The sequence below is a fragment of the Streptomyces sp. NPDC057854 genome (assembly GCF_042797055.1).
In the GTDB taxonomy this organism is placed as follows: Bacteria; Actinomycetota; Actinomycetes; order Streptomycetales; family Streptomycetaceae; genus Streptomyces.
In genome coordinates this window covers 36,449-60,044 of sequence record NZ_JBHVMF010000018.1, presented here as the reverse complement: position 1 = coordinate 60,044, position 23,596 = coordinate 36,449, and the positions used below count along the sequence as shown (strand labels likewise).

Annotated in this window: 21 protein-coding genes; 4 read left to right on the top strand and 17 right to left on the bottom strand. The window is 75.1% G+C overall.

Translation table 11 applies throughout. The features are described from left to right. Positions 1–19: 19 nt before the first annotated feature. Complete coding sequence (gene sigJ, locus ACFVQZ_RS24695) at positions 20–967, bottom strand: RNA polymerase sigma factor SigJ (RefSeq protein ID WP_051787739.1); 948 nt, start codon at positions 965–967, stop codon at positions 20–22. Beyond that, positions 964–2,553 (bottom strand): PLP-dependent aminotransferase family protein, encoded by a 1,590-nt coding sequence (locus ACFVQZ_RS24690; RefSeq protein WP_383626106.1) that lies wholly within the window; start codon positions 2,551–2,553, stop codon positions 964–966. The genes sigJ and ACFVQZ_RS24690 overlap by 4 nt, the downstream gene beginning before the upstream one ends. Before the next feature lie 46 nt (positions 2,554–2,599). Between ACFVQZ_RS24690 and ACFVQZ_RS24685 the strand changes: the two genes are divergently transcribed. Beyond that, complete coding sequence (locus ACFVQZ_RS24685; protein ID WP_030494353.1) at positions 2,600–3,109, top strand: carboxymuconolactone decarboxylase family protein; 510 nt, start codon at positions 2,600–2,602, stop codon at positions 3,107–3,109. Positions 3,110–3,142: 33 nt separating this feature from the next. Here ACFVQZ_RS24685 and ACFVQZ_RS24680 read toward each other — a convergent pair whose 3' ends face one another. The 6 genes from ACFVQZ_RS24680 to ACFVQZ_RS24655 form a co-directional block, all read right to left on the bottom strand. Beyond that, positions 3,143–3,649, bottom strand: coding sequence for a hypothetical protein (locus tag ACFVQZ_RS24680; RefSeq protein ID WP_030494352.1), 507 nt, complete (start codon positions 3,647–3,649; stop codon positions 3,143–3,145). Next, positions 3,649–3,894 (bottom strand): helix-turn-helix transcriptional regulator, encoded by a 246-nt coding sequence (locus ACFVQZ_RS24675; RefSeq protein ID WP_030494351.1) that lies wholly within the window; start codon positions 3,892–3,894, stop codon positions 3,649–3,651. The genes ACFVQZ_RS24680 and ACFVQZ_RS24675 overlap by 1 nt, the downstream gene beginning before the upstream one ends. 121 nt (positions 3,895–4,015) lie before the next feature. Beyond that, positions 4,016–5,005, bottom strand: a complete 990-nt coding sequence (locus tag ACFVQZ_RS24670) for a malate dehydrogenase (RefSeq protein ID WP_030494350.1) — start codon at positions 5,003–5,005, stop codon at positions 4,016–4,018. A gap of 169 nt (positions 5,006–5,174) precedes the next feature. Then, positions 5,175–6,242, bottom strand: coding sequence for a DUF2690 domain-containing protein (locus tag ACFVQZ_RS24665; protein WP_383626101.1), 1,068 nt, complete (start codon positions 6,240–6,242; stop codon positions 5,175–5,177). A 230-nt stretch (positions 6,243–6,472) separates the two neighbouring features. Then, entirely contained in the window at positions 6,473–6,958 is a 486-nt protein-coding gene (locus ACFVQZ_RS24660; RefSeq protein WP_081958997.1) for a DUF3017 domain-containing protein, read from the bottom strand. 1 nt (position 6,959) lies between these two features. After that, positions 6,960–7,820, bottom strand: a complete 861-nt coding sequence (locus ACFVQZ_RS24655; RefSeq protein ID WP_030494347.1) for a bifunctional methylenetetrahydrofolate dehydrogenase/methenyltetrahydrofolate cyclohydrolase — start codon at positions 7,818–7,820, stop codon at positions 6,960–6,962. Between the two features lie 293 nt (positions 7,821–8,113). Here ACFVQZ_RS24655 and ACFVQZ_RS24650 point away from each other — a divergent pair, with 293 nt between their 5' ends. Next, positions 8,114–8,689, top strand: a complete 576-nt coding sequence (locus ACFVQZ_RS24650; protein ID WP_030494346.1) for a hypothetical protein — start codon at positions 8,114–8,116, stop codon at positions 8,687–8,689. A 73-nt stretch (positions 8,690–8,762) separates the two neighbouring features. Here ACFVQZ_RS24650 and ACFVQZ_RS24645 read toward each other — a convergent pair whose 3' ends face one another. The 3 genes from ACFVQZ_RS24645 to purN all read right to left on the bottom strand — a co-directional run bounded on the left by ACFVQZ_RS24645 (position 8,763) and on the right by purN (position 12,471). After that, entirely contained in the window at positions 8,763–10,199 is a 1,437-nt protein-coding gene (locus tag ACFVQZ_RS24645) for a DUF2079 domain-containing protein (protein WP_107645420.1), read from the bottom strand. Positions 10,200–10,301: 102 nt separating this feature from the next. Further along, positions 10,302–11,861 (bottom strand): bifunctional phosphoribosylaminoimidazolecarboxamide formyltransferase/IMP cyclohydrolase, encoded by a 1,560-nt coding sequence (purH, locus tag ACFVQZ_RS24640; protein WP_030494344.1) that lies wholly within the window; start codon positions 11,859–11,861, stop codon positions 10,302–10,304. Then, positions 11,842–12,471 carry a phosphoribosylglycinamide formyltransferase gene (gene purN, locus ACFVQZ_RS24635; protein ID WP_383626096.1) on the bottom strand — a complete coding sequence of 210 codons (630 nt, stop codon included), beginning with the start codon at positions 12,469–12,471 and terminating at the stop codon, positions 11,842–11,844. The genes purH and purN overlap by 20 nt, the downstream gene beginning before the upstream one ends. Positions 12,472–12,689: 218 nt before the next feature. On the opposite strand from purN, the gene ACFVQZ_RS24630 reads away from it, so the two are divergent. Beyond that, positions 12,690–13,424: a hypothetical protein gene (locus tag ACFVQZ_RS24630; RefSeq protein ID WP_383626093.1), complete on the top strand. Its 735-nt coding sequence runs from the start codon at positions 12,690–12,692 to the stop codon at positions 13,422–13,424. Here the strand turns inward: ACFVQZ_RS24630 and ACFVQZ_RS24625 are convergent. Further along, positions 13,421–14,977, bottom strand: coding sequence for a DUF6350 family protein (locus ACFVQZ_RS24625; RefSeq protein WP_383626090.1), 1,557 nt, complete (start codon positions 14,975–14,977; stop codon positions 13,421–13,423). The two genes, ACFVQZ_RS24630 and ACFVQZ_RS24625, sit on opposite strands and share 4 nt — an antisense overlap. A 119-nt stretch (positions 14,978–15,096) precedes the next feature. Between ACFVQZ_RS24625 and ACFVQZ_RS24620 the strand changes: the two genes are divergently transcribed. Further along, positions 15,097–16,395: a helix-turn-helix domain-containing protein gene (locus ACFVQZ_RS24620; RefSeq protein ID WP_383626087.1), complete on the top strand. Its 1,299-nt coding sequence runs from the start codon at positions 15,097–15,099 to the stop codon at positions 16,393–16,395. Positions 16,396–16,476: 81 nt separating this feature from the next. Here ACFVQZ_RS24620 and sucD read toward each other — a convergent pair whose 3' ends face one another. From sucD to ACFVQZ_RS24595, 5 genes are all read right to left on the bottom strand, one after another. Next, on the bottom strand, positions 16,477–17,361 hold the full coding sequence (gene sucD, locus ACFVQZ_RS24615; protein WP_030494339.1) for a succinate--CoA ligase subunit alpha: 885 nt from the start codon (positions 17,359–17,361) through the stop codon (positions 16,477–16,479). 21 nt (positions 17,362–17,382) lie between these two features. Beyond that, positions 17,383–18,561 (bottom strand): ADP-forming succinate--CoA ligase subunit beta, encoded by a 1,179-nt coding sequence (gene sucC / locus ACFVQZ_RS24610; RefSeq protein ID WP_030494338.1) that lies wholly within the window; start codon positions 18,559–18,561, stop codon positions 17,383–17,385. 404 nt (positions 18,562–18,965) lie between these two features. Continuing rightward, positions 18,966–20,123: a VWA domain-containing protein gene (locus ACFVQZ_RS24605; protein WP_383626083.1), complete on the bottom strand. Its 1,158-nt coding sequence runs from the start codon at positions 20,121–20,123 to the stop codon at positions 18,966–18,968. Then, complete coding sequence (locus ACFVQZ_RS24600; protein ID WP_383626081.1) at positions 20,120–22,435, bottom strand: DUF5682 family protein; 2,316 nt, start codon at positions 22,433–22,435, stop codon at positions 20,120–20,122. Before ACFVQZ_RS24600 ends, ACFVQZ_RS24605 begins: the two co-directional genes overlap by 4 nt. Continuing rightward, the gene (locus ACFVQZ_RS24595) at positions 22,432–23,589 is read right to left on the bottom strand and encodes an AAA family ATPase (RefSeq protein ID WP_030494336.1); all 1,158 of its coding nucleotides are present in this window, start codon (positions 23,587–23,589) and stop codon (positions 22,432–22,434) included. The genes ACFVQZ_RS24600 and ACFVQZ_RS24595 overlap by 4 nt, the downstream gene beginning before the upstream one ends. Between the last annotated feature and the right edge of the window lie 7 nt (positions 23,590–23,596).

The window sequence follows — 23,596 nt, the reverse complement described above, 5'->3', positions numbered from 1 at the left end:
GGCGGGGTCCGTGCCCGGATCAGCCGGCGGCTTCGGGGTACGCGGCGAACCTGCGGGTCGCGTGGACGAGCTTGTCGGGGTTGGAGACGTACCAGACGTCGCCGACGCGGCCGTCCGCGCGGAGCCCCACGGTGGCGACGCCGGTGACCCGGCCGCCGACGTGCACGAGGATCCCGGGGGCGCCGTTGACTTCCGCGACGGTGAGCCGGGTGCCCTCCTCGGTGCGGCGGGCGACGCCGGCGAGGAAGCGGACGACGTGGTCGCGGCCCCGGACGGGGCGGAGCGCCGACCGGACCTTGCCGCCGCCGTCGCTCCACCACACGACGTCCTGCGCGAGGACCCGCTCCAGACCCGCGAGGTCGCCGTCGCGGGCGGCGGCGGCGAAGGAGTCGACGAACGCGCGCCGCCGTCCGGGCGCGGGCGGCGCGACCCGGGCGGGCGCCCCGTCGTCGCCGGGCGCCGCGATCCGCCGGGCGGCGCGGCCGTACAGCTGGCGGCAGTGGGCCTCGCCGAGGTCCAGGACGCCGGCGATCTCGCGGTGCGGGTAGCCGAACGCCTCGCGGAGCACGTACACGGCCCGCTCGGCGGGGGTGAGCCGTTCCAGCAGGAGCAGCAGGGCCGTGGAGACGTCGTCGTGCCGTTCGGCGACCTCCGGGGGCCCGGCCTCGGCGAGGACCGGTTCCGGCAGCCAGGTGCCGGTGTACCGTTCGCGGGTGGCGCGGGCGGAGGTGAGCCGGTTGAGGCACAGGTGGGTGACGACCTTGGCGAGCCAGGCGCCGGGGTGGGCGACGGCGGCCCGGTCGGCGCCGCTCCAGCGCAGGTAGGCGTCCTGGACGGTGTCCTCGGCCTCCTCGGCGGAGCCGAGCATCCGGTAGGCGAGGCCGAAAAGCCGGCCGCGGTGGGCGGTGAACTCCCGTGCGGCGGCGTCCGCGTCGTCCGGCCGGCCGGGGGTGGGGTGCGGGGTCACGGGACCACCCTGCCAGAGGCGGCGGGCCCGCCCCCGGGCGCACCGCCGTCCCCGCCGCCTTCCCGGGACCCGCCGCCGTCCCTGGACCCGTCCCCGTCCTCGTATCCCTCCCCCACGCCCTCCAGGACGCGGCAGAGGGCCCGGAGCGCGCCCTGCCAGGCGCTGTCCGGCGGGGTGCCGTAGCCGACGACGAGGCCCTCCAGGGTGCGGGGCGCGTCGGGGTGGCGGAACTGGTCGAGGCCCTGGACGGCGAGGCCCTGCCAGGCGGCGGAGCGCAGCGCGGCCTGTTCGGTGCCGGGCGGCAGCCGGAGCACCGCGTGCAGGCCGGCCGCGATCCCGCCGGCCCGGATCCCGGGCGCGTGGGCGGCGAGCGCCGCGACGAGCTGGTCGCGGCGGTTGCGGTAGCGCAGGCGCATGGCGCGGACGTGCCGGTCGTGCGCGCCGGAGCCGAGGAATTCGGCGAAGGCGAGCTGGTCGGGGGTGCCGCACATCCAGTCCACCACCCCGCCCTTGGCGGCGGCGACCTCGTCGACCAGCTCCTCGGGGAGGACCAGCCAGGCGAGCCGGAGGCCGGGGGCGAGGGACTTGCTGGCGGTGCCGAGATACACGACCCGCTCGGGGTCGAGACCCTGGAGCGCGCCGACGGGCTGCCGGTCATAGCGGAACTCGCCGTCGTAGTCGTCCTCCAGGACGAAACCGCCGGTCGCCCGCGCCCAGTCGACGACCGCCGCCCGCCGGTCGGGCGGCAGGGCGCCGCCGAGCGGGAACTGGTGGGCGGCGGTCAGCAGCACCGCGCCGGCGTCCGGGCCCTGCGCGTCGACGCGGGTGCCGTGGGCGTCGAACGGCAGTGCGGGGGTGGCGAGTCCGGCGCCGCGCAGCAGCCCCGGGTACATGCCGATGCCGTACGACTCCACCGCCACCGCCCGCGCGCCGCGCGCCCGCAGGACCTGGCCCAGCAGCATCAGGCCGTGGGCGAAGCCGGCGCAGACGACGATCCGTTCGGGCCGGGCGTGCACGCCCCGGGCGCGGGCGAGGTATTCGGCGAGGGCGGCGCGGAGTTCGGGGCGCCCGCGCGGATCGCCGTACCCGAAGGCGGCGTTGGGCGCGGCGGTGAGCGCGCGGCGGTACGCCTTGAGCCATGCGGCGCGCGGGAAGGCGGCGAGGTCCGGGGTGCCGGACCGGAGGTCGTACGCGGGGGCGGGGGCGCGCCGCCGGGAGGCGCGGGCGGCCTGGCCGGAGGGCGGCTGCCAGGGGGTGCCGCCGGGGGCGAGCGCGTCCGGTGCCGGGGGCCCGGCCGGTGCGGGGGCGGGCGGCCGGGGCTCGGTGCGGTGGGCGACGCGGGTGCCGGAGCCCTGGCGGGCGGTGAGCCAGCCCTCGGCGACGAGTTCGGCGTAGGCGTCGGCGACGGTGTTGCGGGCGACGCCGAGGTCGGCGGCGAGCTGGCGCGAGGACGGCAGCCGGCTGCCGGGGGCGAGGCGCCCGCCGCGCACGGCCTCGCGGAGGGCGTCCATGAGGCCGGCGCGCAGCCGGGTGCCGCGCAGGTCCAGGTGGAGGTCGGCGCCAAAAGTGGCCCAGTCGTTCCGCATGGGAATGGACCATAGCGGCATGCCATCGGCTTCGTACGGTGGCGCCATGACCACCACCACGACGCACTCCTCCGCCACCCCGTCCCTCGCCCACGCGCACACCCCGCGCATGAACATGTTCGAGCGGGCTCCCGAGTTCTACCGGGCCATGAGCCGGCTGGAGCAGGAGGCCGCCAAGGGCGTGGACCCGGTGCTGTACCACCTGATCAAGATCCGGGCCTCGCAGCTCAACCACTGCGCCTTCTGCCTCGACATGCACACCAAGGACGCCGTCGCCGAGGGCGAGACGGTGGAGCGGATCGTCCAGCTGTCCGCCTGGCAGGAGTCCCGGCACTTCTACACGGAGCGGGAGCTGGCCGCGATCGCCCTCACCGAGGCGGTCACCGTGCTCACCGACGGCTTCGTCCCCGACGAGGTGTACGCGGCGGCGGCCGAGCACTTCGACGAGGACGAACTGGCGCGGGTGATCGGCGCGATCGTCGTCATCAACGCGTGGAACCGGATCGCCGTCACGACCCGGATGGTGCCGGGCCAGTACACCCCGCGCAAGGGCTGAGCCGGGACGCCTGACGGTACGGAGGCCGTGCCGTCAGGCGTCCGCGTCGGCGGGCTCGTCCTCGGTGCGGAGCATCGCGATCCACAGCGGCATCATGCGGTGCACGACGAACACGCCGACCATCAACGGCAGGGCGAGCCCGCCCAGTTCGACGTCCGTGGTCCGGGCCAGCACCGCCAGGGCGGCGGTGGCGGCGAGCAGCAGCCAGCCGGTGACGCGGTGGGCCGTCGCCCGGACCCGGTCCCGCTCGACGAGCTGCCGCTCGTCGAGCATCCGGCCGCGCAGTTCGAGCAGGCCCCGGGTGGCGGCGTTGATCGCGCCGGTGGCGATGATCCACGGCAGCAGGACGGCCAGGACGGCGATCAGGCCGATGGTGTCGTCCGCGAAGACGGTGGCGTTCCAGGCCACGACGCCCACGGCCGTGAGGGCGACGTGCACGCCGACGACGGCGCGGCGGCGGGCCGCGGTGGCGTAGAGGGCCGCCGCCTCCCGCCGGTTCATGACGGTGTACATGCGCTGGTCGAAGCGCGTCGCGGTCATCACTGCTTCCTCCCGTAGACCTCTGCGGTGAGCGGCTGGAACGGCTCCAGGGAGAACAACGCCTCCACCGGCAGCTCGAAGAACCGGGCCAGCTTGAGGGCCAGGTCGAGGCTGGGGTTGTACTGGCCGCGCTCGATGTAGCCGATGGTCTGGTAGTGGACGCCCACTGCCTCGGCCAGCGCCTGCCGGGAAACCTTCCGCTCGGCCCTGACGACCGAGAGCCTGTTATGCACCTGCTCGCTCATGTATAAGAAGTACTACATTCCGAGGGACACGCACAACACGGGATGACGAAAAAACCTCCCGAACGCACCACGCCCCCGGCCGGGGACCCGGCCGGGGGCGTGGGAGGAACTGCGGGACGGCTCAGATGAGGCCGAGCTCGCGGACGGCGTCGCGCTCCTCGGACAGCTCCTTGACGGAGGCGTCGATGCGGGCGCGGGAGAAGTCGTTGATCTCCAGGCCCTGGACGATCTCGTACTTCCCGTCCTTGCAGGTGACCGGGAAGGAGGAGATCAGGCCCTCCGGGACGCCGTAGGAGCCGTCGGACGGGACGCCCATGGAGGTCCAGTCGCCCTCGGCGGTGCCGTTGACCCAGGTGTGGACGTGGTCGATGGCGGCGTTGGCGGCCGAGGCGGCGGAGGACGCGCCCCGGGCGTCGATGATCGCGGCGCCGCGCTTGGCGACGGTCGGGATGAAGGTGTCGGCCAGCCACGCCTCGTCGTTGACGACGTCCGCCGCGTTCTTGCCGGCGATCTCCGCGTGGAAGATGTCCGGGTACTGGGTGGCGGAGTGGTTGCCCCAGATGGTCAGGCGCTTGATGTCGGTGACCGAGGAGCCGGTCTTCTGGGCCAGCTGCGTCAGCGCGCGGTTGTGGTCCAGGCGGGTCATCGCGGTGAAGCGCTCGGCCGGGACGCCCTTGGCGTTGGCCTGGGCGATGAGGGCGTTGGTGTTGGCCGGGTTGCCGACCACGAGGACCTTGATGTCGTCGGCGGCGTGCGCGGCGATGGCCTCGCCCTGCGGCTTGAAGATGCCGCCGTTCGCCGCGAGCAGGTCGCCGCGCTCCATGCCCGGACCGCGCGGGCGGGCGCCGACGAGCAGGCCGATGTTGGCGCCCTCGAAGCCCTTGTTCGGGTCGTCGAAGATGTCGATGCCCTTGAGCAGCGGGAACGCGCAGTCGTCGAGCTCCATGGCGGTGCCCTCGGCGGCCTTGACGCCCTGCGGGATCTCGAGGAGGCGCAGCTTGACCGGCACGTCCTTGCCGAGCAGGTGGCCGGAGGCGATGCGGAAGAGCAGCGCGTAGCCGATCTGGCCGGCCGCGCCGGTCACGGTGACATTCACGGGAGTGCGGGTCATGGCGATCTCCGTAAGACAGCTGGCGGTGGGGGTCCCTGCCCCTGAGTCTGGATACCGCTTCATGATCGATCGATGTCTCGACGTGAAGAGATATCCGGCGGTCAGGCTATCGGACCCGGGCCCCCGCGCACCCCCACCCCCTTGTGGTGCGGCTCACCCCGTCGGCGTTTCACTCTCCCGTGCAGCCGTCCTCGCCGCCGGTGAGGGCCGCGCAGGCGCGCGCGTCGCCTCCGGAGCCGACCGGGATCATCGCGGTGTACGCGTCGGTGTCGCCGCCCGCCAGGACGTTCGCCACCCGGACGGCGGTCCCGGACTGGACGCTGACCTCGTCGCCGGCCGACCCGGCGGTGATCCGGGCCCAGGCGGCGGCGCAGACCTCGCTGTAGCGGACCTCGACGAACGCGGTGCCGATCCGGGTGCTCGCGACGGTGACCGCGTGCGGCCCGCCGCAGCCCATGTCCTCCGGGTCGAGGCCGCCGCAGTCGGCGCCGGTGCAGCGGACCCCCTCGGGCAGGCTCGGGGTCGGCGCGGGCGCGGCGGTGGTCGCGGACGGCGTCGGGGCGGCGGCCGGCGCGGCGCCGCCGCCGGACCCCCCGAGGTCGGCGAGGAGGACGGCGGCGGTGACGACGAGCGCGGCCCCGGCGATCCCGGCGGCGTAGAGCAGCGGCCCACCCCGCCGCGCCGCGCGCGGGGCGGGGGCGGGTACGGGAGGGGGTACGGGCGCACTCGCGGGTCCCGGCGCGGGCGCGGGTACGGAGGCGGGCGCGGGTCCCGCCGCGGGCGTGGCGTCCGGCGGTACGGCCTTCCGGAAGCGCAGGGTCTGTTCGGCGGGCGGCTCGTCCCGCGGCTCCGGGCTCCGCTCCCGTACGCCCTCCGGCGCGCGGCCCCCACCCTCCGGCGCGCGGCCCCCGTACCGTGCGCCGTCCTCCGGCTCGGCTGCCTCGGCCGGTACGGCCCGCTCGCGCAGGAGGCGCTTCCAGGCGCGGTCGGCGTGCTCCCACGCGGCGGTGAGGGGGCCGAGGTCGGCGCCGGTGACGTCGGAGAGCGCGACGACGGCGCTCCGGGGCACGGGCCGGCGGGCGTGGAGGTAGGCGTCCCAGTCGGCCCGGTCGTGTCCGGTGCGTTCGGCGACGGCGACGACGCCGAGGCCGCTGCGGTCGATGACCAGCCGCAGGCGCGCGGTGAACGCCCGTACGTCCGGATCCAGTTCGCCGGACAGCGACTTCCACGCCGACATGTGTGCCCCCCTCGTCCCTGCCGTCCCGCCTCCCCCCGAAGGATGGCAGCTCGCGGCGGCGAGCGGGACCCCGTCCCGGGGGTCCGGATGTACCGGAATGGTCACCTCCGTGCCACAGCGCGCGGCCCGAACTTGCCCTTTCGTTGGCGCGTACATGACCCTTGATCACGACGGCGCCCGCCCTCCCACGGGGGAGAGGGCGGGCGCCGTCGTCGTGCCCGGACGCGGGCTCAGGTCACCGTCAGATGGAGGATGTCCTCGAGGAACGGGATCTTCAGCCAGGGCTTCGGCTGCACCATGAGCGCGAGCAGCACGATCAGCGAGCCCATCACGCCGTACGTGATCATGTCGGTGAAGCGCGAGCGGACCGCGAGCATGCCGACCGAGGGCAGCACCCGCCGCAGCACCGCGCCGAGCAGCAGCGCGGCGCCGACCATCATCGTCCCGACCCGGAAGGACTGCCAGAAGGGGTCCGTCCCCACCACGAGCAGTCCGAGCGCCGCCGTCCCCAGCACGAGGAGCAGCGGCCACTGCCGGGCCGGCGCGGGGGCGTCGCCGCCCGCCGCCCGGCCGCCGCCCTCGGGCGTGGCCGTGTCGGTGGTGACGGTCGGCGGCCGGCGCGATCCCCGCACCCGCCGCGACTTCGCCACCCGGCCGCGCGGCAGCTCCCGCGGGCCGTCCGGGGCCCCGGGCGACGCCGGGCTCCCCGAGGTCATGTCAGTGCGCCGCGGCCGCGCGCTCCGCGGCCTCGACGACGTTGACGAGCAGCTGCGCGCGGGTCATCGGGCCCACGCCGCCGGGGTTCGGGGAGATCCAGCCGGCCACCTCGGCGACGTCCGGGTGCACGTCGCCCATGATCTTGCCCTCGGCGTTGCGGGAGACGCCGACGTCGAGGACGGCCGCGCCCGGCTTCACGTCCTGCGGCTTGATCAGGTGCGGCACGCCGGCGGCGGCCACGATGATGTCGGCGTTCCGCAGGTGCGCCGAGAGGTCGCGGGTGCCGGTGTGGCACTGCGTCACGGTGGCGTTCTCGGAGCGGCGGGTCAGGATGAGCGGCATCGGGCGCCCGATGGTGACGCCGCGGCCGACGACGACGACCTCGGCGCCGTTGATCTCCACGCCGTGGGCGCGGAGCAGGGTGACGATGCCGTTCGGCGTGCAGGGCAGCGGGGCGGGCTCGTTGAGGACGAGCCGGCCGAGGTTGGTCGGGTGCAGGCCGTCGGCGTCCTTCGCCGGGTCCATGAGCTCCAGGATCCGGTTCTCGTCGATGCCCTTCGGCAGCGGCAGCTGGACGATGTAACCGGTGCACGCCGGGTCCTCGTTGAGCTCCCGGACGACCGCCTCGATCTCCTCCTGCGTGGCGGTCGCGGGGAGTTCGCGCTGGATGGACGCGATGCCGACCTGCGCGCAGTCGCGGTGCTTGCCCGCCACGTACTTCTGGCTGGCCGGGTCGTCGCCGACCAGGACGGTGCCGAGTCCGGGCGTGACGCCCTGCTCCTTGAGGGCCGCCACACGGACGGTCAGGTCGGACTTGATCGCGGCCGCGGTGGCCTTGCCATCGAGAATCTGGGCGCTCATGGGGACATCCTCCCGGATGACCCCCGCCTGATTCCAATTCGCCGCCGTCCCGGCTCCCGCCCGGGGCGCGGCCCGGGGGTCCGGCGGCGCCCCGCGCGGCGGAGCGGGGCGGGCGCGGAGGATTGCACGTGCACAACTCCGGCCCGTACCGACTGGACAACACCTCGCGGCTGCGACGACGATAACCAGCCAGTGCCGCGGAAAGTGCCGGGGGGAATCCGCTCACACACCGGGAAAGTCCCTCCTCGCGGGCCGCGTCCGTCCCCGCACGAGACCTTCACGGAGGAACCCCGATGAGCTTCGGCGAACCGAACAACCCCTACGGCCAGCCCCCGCAGGGTCAGCCGGGCTACGGCTACCCGCAGGCCCCGCAGGGCGTCCCGCAGCAGGGCGCCTACGGCTACCCGGCCGCCCCGCCCGCCTCCCCGTACGGCCCCTACCCCGGCGCCCCGTACGGCGCGCCCGGCATGGCCGTCATGCCCGGCACCGTCAAGACGGCCCGGGTGCTGGTCTGGATCATCGCGATCCTCCAGATCCTCGGCGGCATCGCGGTCGCCGCCCTGGCGGGCACCTACGCGAACAGCAGCTCCTCCTCGTCCGACGCCGTGACCGGTGTGGTCCTCGGCCTCGCCGTGTTCGCGATCGCGCTCGGCATCTGGGGCGTCGTCATCGCCGCCAAGGTCGCCAACGGCGGCAACGGCATCCGGATCTCCGCCATCGTCTACGGCTCGCTGGTCACCTTGGGCGGTGTGGCGAACGTGGCCCAGGGCCAGAACGCCTCCGTGGCCGCCCTGGCGCTCGGCGTGCTGATCATCGTCTTCTTCGCGAAGGCCGACGCCGCCGCCTGGTTCAAGCGCCCGCGCTTCTGAGCCGTCCGCACGCCGAAGGGCCCGGTTCCGCCTGGAACCGGGCCCTTCGGCGTGTCCGCCGCTTCCGCTGCGGCTACCTCCGCTTCAGCACCGCGAAGCCCTCGGAGCGGTGGACGACCTCGTACGCCGCCTCCGGATGCAACTGCGAAGCCGTCACGGCCGGGTCCTGTGTCTGGCCCGACCAGCCGCGCAGGTCGAGCGCGAGGTAGTCGGGGGTGGCGCCCTTCGACGTGCCGACCCAGTAGACCGTGTGGTCCGCGGTGAGGTGGGCGAGGAGCGGCACGTCGGCCTCCACGCTGGCGCCCTCGGGGACCGCGGCGACGGCGGCGCGCGCCTGCTCGGCGCGGGCGTCGGCGGCGTACGTCTCCGGCTTCAGCAGGTCGCGCAGCGGCAGGTTCGCGGCCAGGGTGAGCGCGACGGCCGTGGCGGCGGCGACGGCGACCTTCCCGTACGCGGCGAGCCAGGCGCGCGGCGAGGTGCGGACCGCGCGGACGGCGTCGGCCAGGGCCAGGAAGACGACCGGCATCAGGACGGCGCTGTAGTGCCAGTGCATGCCCCAGTGGTTGGCGTCCTGGGAGACGAAGCGCCAGCCGAGGGTGGGCAGGACGAGCAGGACCAGCGGGGAGCGCAGCGCCAGGAAGCCGGTGATGGCGAGCAGGTACAGGACCATCTCCCAGCGCTCGCCGGAGGTGACCGCGGAGACGGCGATCTGGCCGAGGGAGGTCTCGGCGCCGGCGCCGGTCTTCTCGATCTTGGCCCAGTAGTCGTACTGGCCGAGCTTGCTGGCGGCGGGGATGAGGACGAGGACGGTGAGGGCGAAGAAGGCGACGCCGAAGCCCGCGAGGGCGGCGCCGAGCTTCTTCTGGCCCTTGAGGGCGAGGACGACGCCGACCATGGCGACGGTGAGCCCCATGTCCTCCTTGACGAGGACGAGCGGCGCCGACCAGGCGACGGCGGCGGTCCAGCGGCCGAGGAGGAGGGCCCGGCAGGTGAGGGCGAGCAGCGGGACGGCGAAGGCGATCTCGTGGAAGTCGGACTTCACGGCCTCCTGGAGGCCCCAGGAGAGCCCGTACGCGACCGTGAGCGCGAGGCCCGCGGCCCGGCTGCCGAGGATCTGCTGGGCGGTGCGGCCGACGATCACGGCGGAGCCGGCGAAGAGCGCGGCCTGCGCGAAGAGCAGGCAGACCGGCGAGGGCCAGATCCAGTAGAGCGGGGCGAGGAGCGCCGTCACCGGGCTGAAGTGGTCGCCGAGTATGGGGAAGCCGGGGCCCTTGATGTCGGAGACCGGGAGCCGGAACTCGGCGTAGGAGCGGACGGCCTGCCCGAAGATGCCGAGGTCCCAGGAGGGGGTGCGGAAGTGGTCGTACTGCACCCAGGAGTAGAGGAAGTACAGACCGGTGAGGACGACCGCGATCAGGACGTACGGGAGGTACGGGACGGGCGCGGCGGCGGGGTCCTCGGCGGGCCGTTCACCGGCGGGGTCCGCCGACGGTCGTCTCAGTACGTCCAACACCACGTCTCCACTACTGCCGGCCGGGCCAGGGCCCGTCCATTAGACCAGAGACGCCCGTGGGGCCCTCCTGACGAGGAGGGCCCCACAGGCGCGTGCCGGTCAGTGGAAGAAGTGGCGGGTGCCGGTGAAGTACATCGTCACGCCGGCCTTCTCCGCGGCCTCGACGACGAGCTCGTCGCGCATCGAGCCGCCGGGCTGGACGACCGCCTTCACGCCGGCCGCGGTGAGGATCTCCAGGCCGTCGGGGAAGGGGAAGAAGGCGTCGGAGGCCGCGTACGAGCCGCGGGCGCGCTCCTCGCCGGCCCGCTCGACGGCGAGCTTGGCGGAGTCGACGCGGTTGACCTGGCCCATGCCGACGCCGACGGAGGCGCCGTCCTTGGCGAGCAGGATCGCGTTGGACTTGACCGCGCGGCACGCCTTCCAGGCGAAGGCGAGCTCGGCGAGCTCGTCGGCGGACAGGGCCTCGCCGGTGGCGAGGGTCCAGTTCGCCGGGTCGTCGCCGTCGGCCTGGAGGCGGTCGGTGACCTGGAGCAGGGCGCCGCCGTCGACGGGCTTCACCTCGACCGGGTTGCTCGGGGCGCCCTCGGCCTTCAGCACGCGGATGTTCTTCTTCTTGGCGAGGATCTCCACGGCACCGTCCTCGTAGCCGGGGGCGACGATGACCTCGGTGAAGATCTCGGCGACCTGCTCGGCCATCTCCACGGAGACCGGGCGGTTGACGGCGATGACGCCGCCGAACGCGGAGAGCGGGTCGCACGCGTGGGCCTTGCGGTGGGCCTCGGCGACGTCCGCGCCGATCGCGATGCCGCACGGGTTGGCGTGCTTGATGATCGCGACGCAGGGCTCGGCGTGGTCGTACGCGGCCCGGCGCGCGGCGTCGGTGTCCGTGTAGTTGTTGTACGACATCTCCTTGCCGTGCAGCTGCTCGGCCTCCGCGAGGCCGCCGGTGCCGTCGACGTAGAGCGCGGCGCCCTGGTGCGGGTTCTCGCCGTAGCGCAGGACGTTCTTGCGCGTGTAGGTGGCGCCCAGGAAGTCGGGGAAGCCGCTGTCGTCCGCCGCCGCGTAGTCGTCGGCGAACCAGGAGGCGACGGCCACGTCGTACGCGGCGGTGTGCTGGAACGCCTCGGCGGCGAGCCGCTTGCGGGCGGTCAGGTCGAAGCCGCCGGCCTGGACGGCGGCGAGCACGTCGGCGTACCGCTCGGGGCTGGTGACGATGGCGACCGACGGGTGGTTCTTGGCGGCGGCGCGGACCATCGACGGGCCGCCGATGTCGATCTGCTCGACGCACTCGTCCGGGGTGGCGCCGGAGGCGACGGTCTCGCGGAACGGATAGAGGTTCACGACGACCAGGTCGAAGGGCTCGACGCCCAGCTCGGCCAGCTGCTCGCGGTGCGACTCCAGGCGCAGGTCGGCGAGGATGCCGGCGTGCACGCGCGGGTGCAGCGTCTTGACGCGGCCGTCCAGGCACTCGGGGAAGCCGGTCAGCTCCTCGACCTTGGTGACCGGTACGCCGGCGGCGGCGATCTTCCCGGCGGTGGAGCCGGTGGAGACGAGCTCGACACCGGCCTCGTGCAGACCGCGGGCCAGCTCCTCCAGACCGGTCTTGTCGTAGACGCTGACCAGCGCGCGGCGGATGGGCTTAACGGTGTCCGTGTTCACCGATCTGAACCTTTCGTCCCTCAATGCGGTAGCCGTGCCGGGCGAGGCGCCCCACGACGTCGACGAGCAGCGAGCGCTCGACTTCCTTGATGCGCTCGTGCAGAGCGGCTTCATCGTCCGACTCCCGCACCTCGACCACGCCCTGGGCGATGATCGGGCCGGTGTCGACGCCGTCGTCGACGAAGTGGACGGTGCACCCGGTGACCTTCACGCCGTGGGCGAGCGCGTCACGCACCCCGTGGGCACCGGGAAAACTGGGGAGGAGCGCCGGGTGGGTGTTGACGACCCGGCCGCCGAACCGGGCGAGGAACTCCTTGCCGAGGATCTTCATGAAGCCGGCCGAGACGACGAGGTCCGGCGCGTACGCGGCGGTGGCCTCGGTCAGGGCGCGGTCCCATTCCTCACGGCTGGCGTGGTCCTTCACCCGGCACACGAAGGTGGGGATCCCGGCGCGTTCGGCCCGCTCCAGGCCCACGATGGCGCCGCGGTCGGCGCCGACGGCGACGATCTCCGCGCCGAAGCCCTCGGGGTCGGCGGCGATGCCGTCGAGCAGGGCCTGGAGGTTGGTACCCGACCCGGAGACCAGAACGACAAGGCGGGCGGCAGCCACTGGGTCACTCTTTCCGTGGTTATTGTGCGGTCCTACGAACGAATCGTGCCCGTCGATACGGGGAACCCTACGAATGGCTCGACCGTCAGCAACGATACCGGCACTCCTGGCGGCCCCCACGGGACGGGGGCGGGGCAGGGCGGTAGCGTCAGGGTCCGACGCCGGTGTGCCACCCGGTGCGACGACGGTCACGACGACAGAGGGAAGACGTCCAGCAGATGCCGGATCGCCAGTCCACGAACGACAACAACCCGTTCGCCCCGCCGCCCGAGGGCAAGCCCGACCAGCCGTGGCAGCCGCGTCTGCCGGAGGGGTCGGACGGCCGGGAGGGCCAGGACGGCGACCGGGCCGAACCGTCGTCGTCGCCCGTGACGGGCTCGCCCGACGGGCGCTGGAGCCCGCGCCAGCCGGGCCGTTCGTCGGACGGCTTCGGGCGCGGCCCGGAGCGCCAGGGAGGCCAGGGCGGCGGGACCGGCGGGTCGGGGCCGGAGCGGCCCGGGCTGCGCTGGGACCCGACGGACCCGGCCCAGCGGCGCGCCCGGTACGCGGTCCTCGGCGGCATGTGGGCCTTCTTCTTCGCGATCTTCGACATCCCCGAGCTGGCACTGCTGCTCGGCGCCCTCTCGCTGTACTGGGGGATCAGCGCGCTGCGGGCCAAGCCGAAGCGGGCGGCCGAGGTGTCGCCGGAATCACAGCCCGCGTCCCAGCCCTCGGGACGCCCGTCCACGGCGCCGGCCGCCCCGAGCCCGGCCCGCTCGATGCGGACGGCGGCGATCAGCGGCCTGGTGGCGTCGGCGGTGGCCCTGGCGATCGTGGCCGTCGGCTTCACGATGCAGCTGGTCTACAAGGACTTCTACGAGTGCCGGGACGACGCCCTCACCCACGCGGGGGCGGTGGCCTGCAACGACCTGCTGCCCAAGCCGCTGCGGGACGGCTTCGGGGTCCGCGACTAGACGGACGCGGGGCCGTCGGCCGCCGGGCTGCCGGCCGCCGGGCCCTCGTGCGGGGCGCCTGCGTCCGGTACGCCCTCGTGCGGTGCGTCTTCGCCCGTCGGGGCCTCCCCCGCCGGGCCTTCCGCCCCGGTCGTCGCCGACGGCCGGGGCGGTCGCGCGTCCGGGGCGGGCGGGGCCGGGGTCTCCCAGGCGGCCGGGAGGTAGTCGTACGGCTCGTAGCCCTCGTCGTCCAGGGACAGGTCGGGGCCCGTAAGGCCCTGCCGCTCCCGGGAGCCCGAGGCGGCTCCGGCCGCCGCGAGCACCGGCTCCGGCTTCCCCGGCCGCTTCGGCGGCTTCGGGGGCCTCGGGGCCTTCGGCGTCCGCACCCGGGGCTCCCGGCGGCGCCAGGCCCGTACCGCCAGCGCCGTCGGCAGGCCCACGGCCACCCCCCACAGCACCGCCGCCGCGCCCGCCTGCCACGCCACCGGCCCGAAGGCCAGCAGCCGGCCCGAGCCGAGCGGGCCGCCGGCCGCGCCCGCCAGCACCGCGACCGCCGCCCCGGAGACCCAGGCCGCGCCCAGCGCCGCCAGCGCCGTCTCCCGGGCCCCGCCGGTGCCGGCCGCCCGGCCCACTGAACGGCCCAGCGCCACCGCCGCGACCAGCGGCACGGCCGCCGCGGCCCACTGCGGCCAGCCGCCGCGCCCCTCCGGCGGCAGCGCCGCGAGCAGCGGGAACGGCGGCACGGCCGGGTCGCCGGCCAGCCCCAGCGGCGTCGCCAGCGCGCCCGTGCCGAGAACGAGCCCCGGGCCCAGGCCGTACACCGCCGCCCAGACCGCCGCGTTCGGCAGCAGGGTGACGACGAGCAGCGCCAGCATCACCCGACCGGACCACTCCCCCGCAAGGCCCTCGTACGACGCCCGGGCCGCGCCCGCGCGCCAGACCAGCGCGGTCCCCGCGAGCACCGCCCCGCCGGCCAGCAGCGTCACCAGTCCCGTGGCCGCGCCGCGCAGCGCCGCCGCCGTCTCCTCCCGGCCCGGCAGCGGCCGGCCCAGCGCGGTCCAGACCCCGGCGCCCGCCGCGCCCAGCACCACGCCCGGCAGCCACAGCCCGGCGGTGACCAGGTCGGCGGGCAGCGGGCCGCTCGCGCTGAAGACCACGATCACGGCCGCGACCAGCAGGTATCCGCCGGAGACCGCGCCGAGCGCGCCCGCCGGCGAGGGCCGCGGGCGGGTCGCGTCGGCCGGATCGAGCGTGGACCGGGCGGTCCGGAAGACCAGCCAGACCGGCAGCACGGCGGTCAGCAGCGGCACGATCCCGAGCGGCGCGGGCACCCCGCTGAGGGTGTCGGTGCGCACCAGGTCCACGCCGTGGGCGAGCAGCCACAGTCCGGCGGCGAGGTGCAGGGCGCCGCCCGCGCCGCTGTCGGCGAACGGCGAGCCGATCCAGGCGACGATCACCAGGACCGCGAGCGCGCCCAGGCCCAGCCCGGCGGCGACCCCGCCGCGCACGCAGGCGGTGGCGAAGGCGGCGGAACGCCCGCCCTGGGCCAGGGAGTGCTCGGTCAGCTGGGTCACGGGGCCATGCTGCCAACGACACGCGCTTTCGCGGCGTAACAGGCAAACCTCCGTTGTGTCGCTCAATATACGTTTATGTACTTTTCCGCCCAGAGGTGCTCCGCGGGAGGTCGACGTCGATGAGCCAGACGAGCCGGGGCGGCGACACCGCGCCCCCCTCCACCGCCGCCGCGCTGCCGGCACCGAAGGAGCGGCGCCGGCTGCGCGAGGCGCTCGCCCTGAGCGAGGAACAGGTCGCCGAGGCCATGGGCGTCACGAAGGCCACGGTCAAGGCGTGGGAGACCGGCCGCTCGTCCCCCCGGGGCCGCAAGCGCGAGGCGTACCTGAAGCTGCTCACCGGGGCGCCGGCGGACCGCGGCCCGACCCCGCCGCCGGCCGGCAACGTCCGGCCGAGGGCCGCCGCGAAACGCGCCGCCAAGCCGCCCCGCGCCCCCTCCCCCGCACCCGCCGCCGCTTCGGCGCCCGCGCGGCGCGCCCCCGAGGAGCGCCTGAAACCGGAACCGCCGGCGGAACGCGCGCCGGAGCGGTCGGCGCGAGGCCGGGAGCTCGCACCGGAGCAGGAGCCCGCGCCGGTGCAGGAGCCGGAGCGCGCACGGGAGCGGGCGCCGGAGCCGGCGGCGCTCACGCCCGAGCAGGCGTTCGACGCGCTGTACGGGTACGCGGCCCCGGGGCTCGCCCACCAGACGTTCCTGCTGACCGGGCGCCGCCTGCTCGCCCGCGAGGCCGTCGAGCACGCCTTCCGGCACGCCTGGGAGCACTGGCCCGAGGTGGCCGTGGACGCCGACCCGGTCGGCTGGGTGCGGGCGGCGGCGTACGAGTACGCCCTCTCGCCCTGGCACCGGCTGCGCCGCACCCACAAGCACCCCGACGCCCCGCCCACCGAGGCCGGGCGGCGGGCGCTGCTGGGCGCGCTGCTGGACCTGCCGGCGCCGTACCGCCGGACCGTGCTGCTCTACGACGGGCTCGGGCTCGACCTGCCCGAGACGGCGGCGGAGACGGAGGCGAGCACCCCGGCCGCCGCGAACCGCCTGCTGTACGCGCACGCGACCCTCGGCCGGGCGGTGCCGGAGCTGGCCGACCCGGACGCGCTGCAGCGGCGCCTCGCCACGCTGGTCGCGGAGGCGCCGACGGCGACGCTGCCGGAGGCGCGGGCGGTCCGGGGCGGCAGCGAGCGGCGGGCCCGGCGGATGACGCGGACGGTGGCCGGCGTGACGGCGGCCCTCATCGGCGTGACGGCCCTGACGGCGGTGACCGCGCCCACCCGCTACATCCCGGACATCGCGCCCGGGCAGGTCGTGAACGGCGTCCCGGTGCGCGGCGGCCCGCAGAAGCTCGGCGAGGAGGACGTGGAGCTGCGCGACAGGCTGCGGTCCGAGCCGAACCCGGGCCCGGAGCGGCTGGTGCCCTTCACGGGGTAGCCGGCACGCGAGTGGGCCCCGCCCCCGCCCGGTCTCCCGGGAGGGGCGGGGCCCACTCGCTTACGGTCTCGCCGTGGTGCGTCAGCCCGCGAGGATGGCGCGCGCCAGCTTGGCGGTCTCGGTGGGGGTCTTGCCGACCTTCACACCGGCGGCCTCCAGGGCCTCCTTCTTCGCCTGGGCGGTGCCGGAGGAGCCGGAGACGATGGCGCCGGCGTGGCCCATGGTCTTGCCCTCGGGCGCGGTGAAGCCCGCGACGTAGCCGACGACCGGCTTGGTGACGTTGGCCTTGATGAAGTCGGCCGCGCGCTCCTCGGCGTCGCCGCCGATCTCGCCGATCATGACGATCAGGTCGGTGTCGGGGTCCGCCTCGAACGCCGCGAGGGCGTCGATGTGCGTGGTGCCGATGACCGGGTCGCCACCGATGCCGACGGCGGAGGAGAAGCCGAGGTCACGGAGCTCGTACATCATCTGGTACGTCAGCGTGCCGGACTTCGAGACCAGGCCGATGCGGCCCGGCTTGGTGATGTCGCCCGGGATGATGCCGGCGTTCGACTGGCCCGGGGTGATGAGGCCGGGGCAGTTCGGGCCGATGAGGCGGGTCTTGTTGCCCTTCTCCACGGCGTACGCGTAGAACGCGGCGGAGTCGTGGACGGCGATGCCCTCGGTGATGACGACGGCGAGCGGGATCTCGGCGTCGATGGCCTCGACCACGGCGGCCTTGGCGAAGGCCGGCGGCACGAAGAGGACCGAGACGTTGGCGCCGGTCTTCTCCATGGCCTCGGCGACGGTGCCGAAGACGGGGACCTCGGTGCCGTCGAAGTCGACGACGGTGCCGGCCTTGCGCGGGTTCACGCCGCCGACGATGTTGGTGCCGTCACCCAGCATGAGCTTGGTGTGCTTCATGCCCGTGGCACCGGTCATGCCCTGGACGATGACCTTGCTGTCCTTGTTGAGGAAGATAGCCATGGCTGTTCTGTCCCTCTTCCCTTACTTCGCAGCCGCGAGCTCGGCGGCCTTGTCGGCCGCGCCGTCCATGGTGTCCACGCGCTGCACCAGCGGGTGGTTGGCGTCCGACAGGATCTTGCGACCCAGCTCCGCGTTGTTGCCGTCGAGGCGCACGACCAGCGGCTTGGTGACCTCCTCGCCCTTCGAGGCGAGGAGCTCCAGGGCCTGCACGATGCCGTTGGCGACCTCGTCGCAGGCGGTGATGCCGCCGAAGACGTTGACGAACACGGACTTGACGTCCTTGTCGCCGAGGATGATCTCCAGGCCGTTCGCCATGACCTCGGCGGAGGCGCCGCCGCCGATGTCGAGGAAGTTGGCCGGCTTCACGCCGCCGTGGTTCTCACCGGCGTACGCGACGACGTCCAGGGTCGACATGACCAGGCCGGCGCCGTTGCCGATGATGCCGACGGAGCCGTCGAGCTTCACGTAGTTGAGGCCCTTGGCCTTGGCCGCGGCCTCCAGCGGGTCGGCCGCGTCCTTGTCCTCCAGCGCCTCGTGCTCCGGCTGGCGGAAGTCGGCGTTGGCGTCCAGGGAGACCTTGCCGTCGAGGGCGATGACCTCGCCGGAGGCAACCTTCGCGAGCGGGTTGACCTCGACGAGGAGGGCGTCCTCGGCGACGAAGGTCTTCCACAGGGTCACGAGGACGTCGGCGACCTTGTCCGCGACCTCGGCCGGGAACTGGGCGGCGGCGACGATCTCGCGGGCCTTCTCGATGTCGACGCCCTTGTTGGCGTCCACCGGGACCTTGGCGACCTTCTCGGGGGTCTCCTCGGCGACCTGCTCGATGTCCATGCCGCCGGCGACGGAGGCGATGGCGAGGAAGGTGCGGTTGGTGCGGTCGAGGAGGTACGAGACGTAGTACTCCTCGACGATCTCCGGAGCGGTCTCCGCGATCATCACCTTGTGGACCGTGTGGCCCTTGATGTCCATGCCCAGGATGTCCGTCGCGCGGGCGACGGCCTCGTCCGGGGTGGCGGCGAGCTTGACGCCGCCGGCCTTGCCGCGGCCGCCGACCTTCACCTGGGCCTTGACGACCGACTTGCCGCCAAGACGCTCGGTGGCCTCGCGCGCCGCCTCAGGCGTGTCGATGACTTCACCGGCCAGCACCGGTACACCGTGCTTGGCGAAGAGGTCCCTCGCCTGGTACTCGAACAGGTCCACGCGCGTCCCTTTTCTAGATGATCGCGGTTCGTTGTCTGCGTGGGCGTGCCGCGGAGGGCAACGTGACTGCGCTGTCACTAGGGAGGCGTACACGGTGTCCGTGGACGCGGCATGTCCGTCTCGCAGGTTATCCCCGTGGGACGTGGGTCCCTAAATCGCAGATCACAACCGCGCGGTGATACGGGTCACAGAACGTAGGGGCGAACGGGCTGTCCGTGGCCCCCCGCACGGACACCTCCGGCCCCGACGGGGCAGGCGGGGGGCGGGGGTTGCGCCCCTCACGCCACACCGGCGGACGGGGTGAGGGGCACTCGGCCGGGAGTGTGATATGGGCCTCAGTCGGCCCGCGGCCACCCGTCCGGGTGGCCCGGCGACGACGGATTCCGTACGGGGCCGGCCGACGGTCAGGCGGTGTCGGGTATCGGCAGCGGCCGCATCTCCAGGGCGGCGGCCATCACCTCGGGGAAGAGGTCGGGGGTGCAGGCGAAGGCGGGGGCGCCGAGGGCGGCGAGCGCGGCGGCGTGCTCGCGGTCGTAGGCGGGGGCGCCCTCGTCGGAGAGGGCGAGCAGGGCGACGAACTGCACGCCGGACGCCTTCATCGCGGCGACCCGCTTCAGCATCTCGTCGCGGATGCCGCCCTCGTACAGATCGCTGACGAGGACGACGACGGTGTCGGCGGGGCGGGTGATCCGGGACTGGCAGTAGGCGAGCGCCCGGTTGATGTCGGTGCCGCCGCCGAGCCGGGTGCCGAAGAGGACGTCGACGGGGTCGTCGAGGGCGTCGGTGAGGTCGACGACGGAGGTGTCGAAGACGACGAGCCGGGTGGCGACGGACCTCAGCGAGGCGAGGACGGCGCCGAACACGGAGGCGTACACCACGGACGCGGCCATCGAGCCGGACTGGTCGATGCAGAGCACCACCTCCTTGCGGACCCCGCGGGAGGCGCGGCCGTGGCCGATCAGCCGCTCGGGGACGACCGTGCGGTGCTCGGGGAGGTAGTGCTTCAGGTTGGCCCGCAGGGTGCGGTCCCAGTCGATGTCCCGGTGGCGGGGGCGGCTGATCCGGGCGGTCCGGTCGAGGGCGCCGGTGACGGTCGCCCGGGTACGGGCCGCGAGCCGGGCCTCCAGGCCGGCGACGACCTTGCGGACGACGGCCCGGGCGGTCTCCCGGGTGGTCTCGGGCAGCGCCTTGTTCAGCGACAGCAGGGTGCCGACCAGGTGGACGTCGGGCTCGACGGCCTCCAGCATCTCCGGCTCCAGGAGCAGCGCGGAGAGCCCGAGCCGGTCGATGGCGTCGCGCTGCATGATCTGCACGACGGAGCTGGGGAAGTAGCCGCGGATGTCGCCGAGCCAGCGGGCGACGGAGGGCGCGGAGCCGCCCAGCCCGCCGGCGCGCTCCCCGCCGCCGTCGCGGCCGTCCCGCCCGTCCCGGCTGTCGTAGAGGGCGGCGAGGGCGGCGTCCATGGCGGCGTCGGTGCCGGAGAGGGCGCGGCCGGCGGTCTCGTCCGCGGCGCCGCCGAGGACCAGCCGCCAGCGGCGCAGCCGCTCGTCGGTGCTGCTCATGCGGGTTCCTCCGTGTCGGGGCCGTCGAGGACGAGCCGGAGCAGGGGCAGGACGCCGTCGGCGCGCTCCGCGTCGAGCGCGGCGGCGAACCCGGGGACGGGGGCGGCGGGGCCGGGGGCGGTGGACCCGGGCCAGCGCGCGGCCAGCTCGCCGAGGGTGCGGCGGACACCGGGCTCGTACGCCCCGAAGGTGCGCCGCAGCAGCGGGAGGACGTCGGTGAACGCGTCGGCGGGCACGCCGGCGAGCCAGCCGTCGAGGAGGGCGAGGAGCCGGTCGTCGTGGACCAGGAGCAGTCCGCCGCCGGGTCCGCCGACGAACCCGTCGATCCAGGCGGCGGCGTCGGCGGGCGGGGTGCCGGGCGAGAGGGCCAGTCCCATGAGCCGCGCGGTCTCGTCGTCCGCGAGCCGTCCCTCGTCCAGCAGGGTCCGGGCCGCCCGCCCCCGGATCACCCCGGGCACCCGCTCGCCGCCGGCGAGCCGCCGCAGCACCCCGGCCCAGCGGAGCACGAGCGCGTCCGGGCCCTCGTCCGGTCCGGGCAGGAGGCCGATGGCGGAGTGCACGGCGTCCAGGCGGTCCCGCATCTGCGCGGCGGCGTCGGCGTCGAGGTGGACGCAGGCGGGCGGGAGGCCCACGCAGATCCGCTCGGCGAGGCCCGCGGCGACGCCGGCGAGCGCGGCCGTGTCGGTGCCGCGCACGTCCCCGTACCGCAGCGCGCGGGCGAGGGCGGGCAGCGCGTCGGCCAGGTGCGCCACGTCGGCGTCGAGCGCGGCCCGGTCGGCGAGGGCGCCGAGGACGGCGGGGAGCGCGTCGGTGAGCCCGGCGAGCAGGCACCGCTCGGCGAGCGCGGTGATCTCGCCGAGGGTGTCGGCGGCGAGGGCCCGGGCCTCGGCCCGCGCGGTGGCGGCGGCCTCGACGGTGGTGCCCCAGACGCCTGCCTCGGCGACCCGGACGTGCAGTTCGGGCTGCCAGCGCAGCCGCCAGGTCTCGCGGAAGGTGCCGGTGCCGGCGCGGCCGGCGGCGGGCTCGCCCCAGTCGACGCCGAGGAGCCGCAGCCGGTGCAGCAGGCGGCTGCGGGCGGCGTCGGTCTCGCCGCGCAGGTCGAGGCCGAGCTCCCGCTCGTCGGCCTCGGGCTTGAGGCGCAGCGAGCGCTGGAGCCGGCTGAGGTCGCGCTGGAGCGGGACGGCGGGGGCGGCGGCCGGGACCTCGCCGAGGACGTCGCCGACGACGAGCCGGTCCCGGACGAGGGCGAGCGGCACGTCGGAGCCGTCGCAGAGGACGGCCCGGACGGCGTCGGTGGTCTCGTCGAGGCCGGGGCGCGGCCGGCCGCGCAGGGCGGCCAGGGTCTCGGCGAGCCGGACGGCCTCGATGACGTGGGCGGAGGAGACGGGGTGGTCGGCCTCCCGGAGCAGTCCGGCGACCTTGGTCATCCAGCGTTCGACGGGCCGGTCGGGGGCGGCGAACAGGTGGCCGTACCAGCCGGGGGACTCGATCCCGGCGCCGTATCCGGAGCGGCGGGCGAGCCGGCGGTGGGTCCAGGGCACCCAGGTCAGTTCGGTCTTCACCTTGGGCAGGCCCTTGAGGAGGGCGCGGTCGGCGGTGACGGTGGTCCGCCGGGCGAGGGCGGGCACGTGCCAGGCGCCGCAGACGACGGCGACGGCGTCGCCGAACTCCTTGCGGGCGGCGCGCAGCCGGAGTCGCATGTGGGCCTCGCGGACGAGGTCGCGCGGGTGCCCGCCGTGGCCGTACCGCTCGCGGAGGGCGGCCATGGCGTCGGCGACGGCGGCGAAGGGGGCGAGCGGGTCGGCGCCGTCGCGGAGTTCGACGACGTCCTCCCACCACTGCTCGGGGTCGTCGCACCCGGCGGCGCGGGCGAGTTCGGCGAACGGGTCGATCCGGGCGCCGCCGTCGGCCTCGTCCTCGCCGTCGCCCCAGGTGGGGTCGGCGGTGGCGAGGGTGTGGGCGGCGGGCAGGTCGACGAAGCGGACGGGGACGCCCCGGCCGATGGCCCAGCGGACGGCGGTCCACTCGGGCGAGAAGGCGGCGAAGGGCCAGAAGGCGGCCCGGCCGGGGTCGTCGGCGGCGTGCGCGAGGAGGGCGACGGGCGGGCGCATCTCCGGGTCGGCGGCGAGGGCGACGAGCGCGTCGGCCTCGGCGGGTCCCTCGATCAGCACCGCGTCGGGCCGGGCCGCGTCCAGGGCGGCGCGCACCCCGCGGGCGGAGCCGGGACCGTGGTGGCGGACCCCGAGCAGCAGGGGCCAGTCGGCCCGCCCGCGCGCGTCCGCCGGGGCGTCCGCCGCGGCGAGGGCCGTCATGCGCTCACCTCGCGGCAGGCGCGGTAGAAGTCCTTCCAGCCGTCGCGCTCCCGGACCACGGTCTCCAGGTACTCCTGCCAGACGACGCGGTCGGCGGCCGGGTCGCGGACGACGGCGCCGAGGAGTCCGGCGGCGACGTCCGAGGGGCGGAGCACGCCGTCCCCGAAGTGGGCGGCGAGCGCGAGGCCGCCGGTGACGACGGAGATGGCCTCGGCGGTGGAGAGCGTCCCGGACGGGGACTTGAGCCGGGTGCGGCCGTCGGCGGTGACGCCGTCGCGGAGTTCGCGGAAGACGGTGACGACCCGCCGGATCTCCTCGACGCCCTCGGGCAGGGCGGGCAGTTCGAGGGAGCGGCCGAGCTGTTCCACGCGGCGGGCGACGATCTCGACCTCGTCCTCGGGGCTGGCGGGCAGCGGCAGCACCACGGTGTTGAACCGGCGGCGGAGCGCGCTCGACAGGTCGTTGACGCCCCGGTCGCGGTCGTTGGCGGTGGCGATCAGGTTGAAGCCGGGGACGGCCTGGACCTCCTCGCCGAGTTCGGGGACCGGCAGGGTCTTCTCGGACAGGATGGTGATGAGCGTGTCCTGCACGTCGGCGGGGATGCGGGTCAGCTCCTCGACGCGGGCGGTCGCGCCCTGGGCCATGGCCCGCATGACGGGGCTGGGGACGAGGGCGGCGCGGCTGGGGCCCTCGGCGAGCAGCCGGGCGTAGTTCCACCCGTACCGGATGGCTTCCTCGGGGGTGCCGGCGGTGCCCTGGACGAGGAGGGTGGAGTCGCCGCTGACGGCTGCCGCGAGGTGCTCGGAGACCCAGGTCTTGGCGGTGCCGGGGACGCCGAGGAGCAGCAGAGCGCGGTCGGTGGCGAGCGTGGTGACGGCGACCTCGACGATGCGGCGGGGTCCGACGTACTTGGGCGTGATCACGGTGCCGTCGGGGAGCGTGCCGCCGAGGAGGTAGGTGGCGACGGCCCGGGGCGAGAGGCGCCAGCGGGCGGGCCTGGGGCGGTCGTCGGTGGCGGCGAGCGCCGCGAGTTCGTGGGCGAAGGCGTCCTCGGCGTGGGGCCGCAGGGCCTCCGCGGCAGGCCGGGCGCCGCCCGGGCCGGTGTCCGTGACGGCACCGGCGCCGGGCTGCGGGATGGTTTCGGGCACGGTCATGGATCCC

What these genes read in the sequence shown, in the direction of transcription:
- sucD (WP_030494339.1), bottom strand. Translation starts at nt 17,361, where the DNA reads ATGGCTATCTTCCTCAACAAGGACAGCAAGGTCATCGTCCAGGGCATG.
- ACFVQZ_RS24630 (WP_383626093.1), top strand. Translation starts at nt 12,690, where the DNA reads ATGCCGGATCGCCAGTCCACGAACGACAACAACCCGTTCGCCCCGCCG.
- ACFVQZ_RS24665 (WP_383626101.1), bottom strand. Translation starts at nt 6,242, where the DNA reads ATGTCGGCGTGGAAGTCGCTGTCCGGCGAACTGGATCCGGACGTACGG.
- ACFVQZ_RS24675 (WP_030494351.1), bottom strand. Translation starts at nt 3,894, where the DNA reads ATGAGCGAGCAGGTGCATAACAGGCTCTCGGTCGTCAGGGCCGAGCGG.
- ACFVQZ_RS24660 (WP_081958997.1), bottom strand. Translation starts at nt 6,958, where the DNA reads ATGACCTCGGGGAGCCCGGCGTCGCCCGGGGCCCCGGACGGCCCGCGG.
- ACFVQZ_RS24650 (WP_030494346.1), top strand. Translation starts at nt 8,114, where the DNA reads ATGAGCTTCGGCGAACCGAACAACCCCTACGGCCAGCCCCCGCAGGGT.
- ACFVQZ_RS24690 (WP_383626106.1), bottom strand. Translation starts at nt 2,553, where the DNA reads ATGCGGAACGACTGGGCCACTTTTGGCGCCGACCTCCACCTGGACCTG.
- ACFVQZ_RS24685 (WP_030494353.1), top strand. Translation starts at nt 2,600, where the DNA reads ATGACCACCACCACGACGCACTCCTCCGCCACCCCGTCCCTCGCCCAC.
- ACFVQZ_RS24600 (WP_383626081.1), bottom strand. Translation starts at nt 22,435, where the DNA reads ATGACGGCCCTCGCCGCGGCGGACGCCCCGGCGGACGCGCGCGGGCGG.
- ACFVQZ_RS24680 (WP_030494352.1), bottom strand. Translation starts at nt 3,649, where the DNA reads ATGACCGCGACGCGCTTCGACCAGCGCATGTACACCGTCATGAACCGG.
- ACFVQZ_RS24620 (WP_383626087.1), top strand. Translation starts at nt 15,097, where the DNA reads ATGAGCCAGACGAGCCGGGGCGGCGACACCGCGCCCCCCTCCACCGCC.
- ACFVQZ_RS24670 (WP_030494350.1), bottom strand. Translation starts at nt 5,005, where the DNA reads ATGACCCGCACTCCCGTGAATGTCACCGTGACCGGCGCGGCCGGCCAG.
- ACFVQZ_RS24595 (WP_030494336.1), bottom strand. Translation starts at nt 23,589, where the DNA reads ATGACCGTGCCCGAAACCATCCCGCAGCCCGGCGCCGGTGCCGTCACG.
- ACFVQZ_RS24655 (WP_030494347.1), bottom strand. Translation starts at nt 7,820, where the DNA reads ATGAGCGCCCAGATTCTCGATGGCAAGGCCACCGCGGCCGCGATCAAG.
- ACFVQZ_RS24605 (WP_383626083.1), bottom strand. Translation starts at nt 20,123, where the DNA reads ATGAGCAGCACCGACGAGCGGCTGCGCCGCTGGCGGCTGGTCCTCGGC.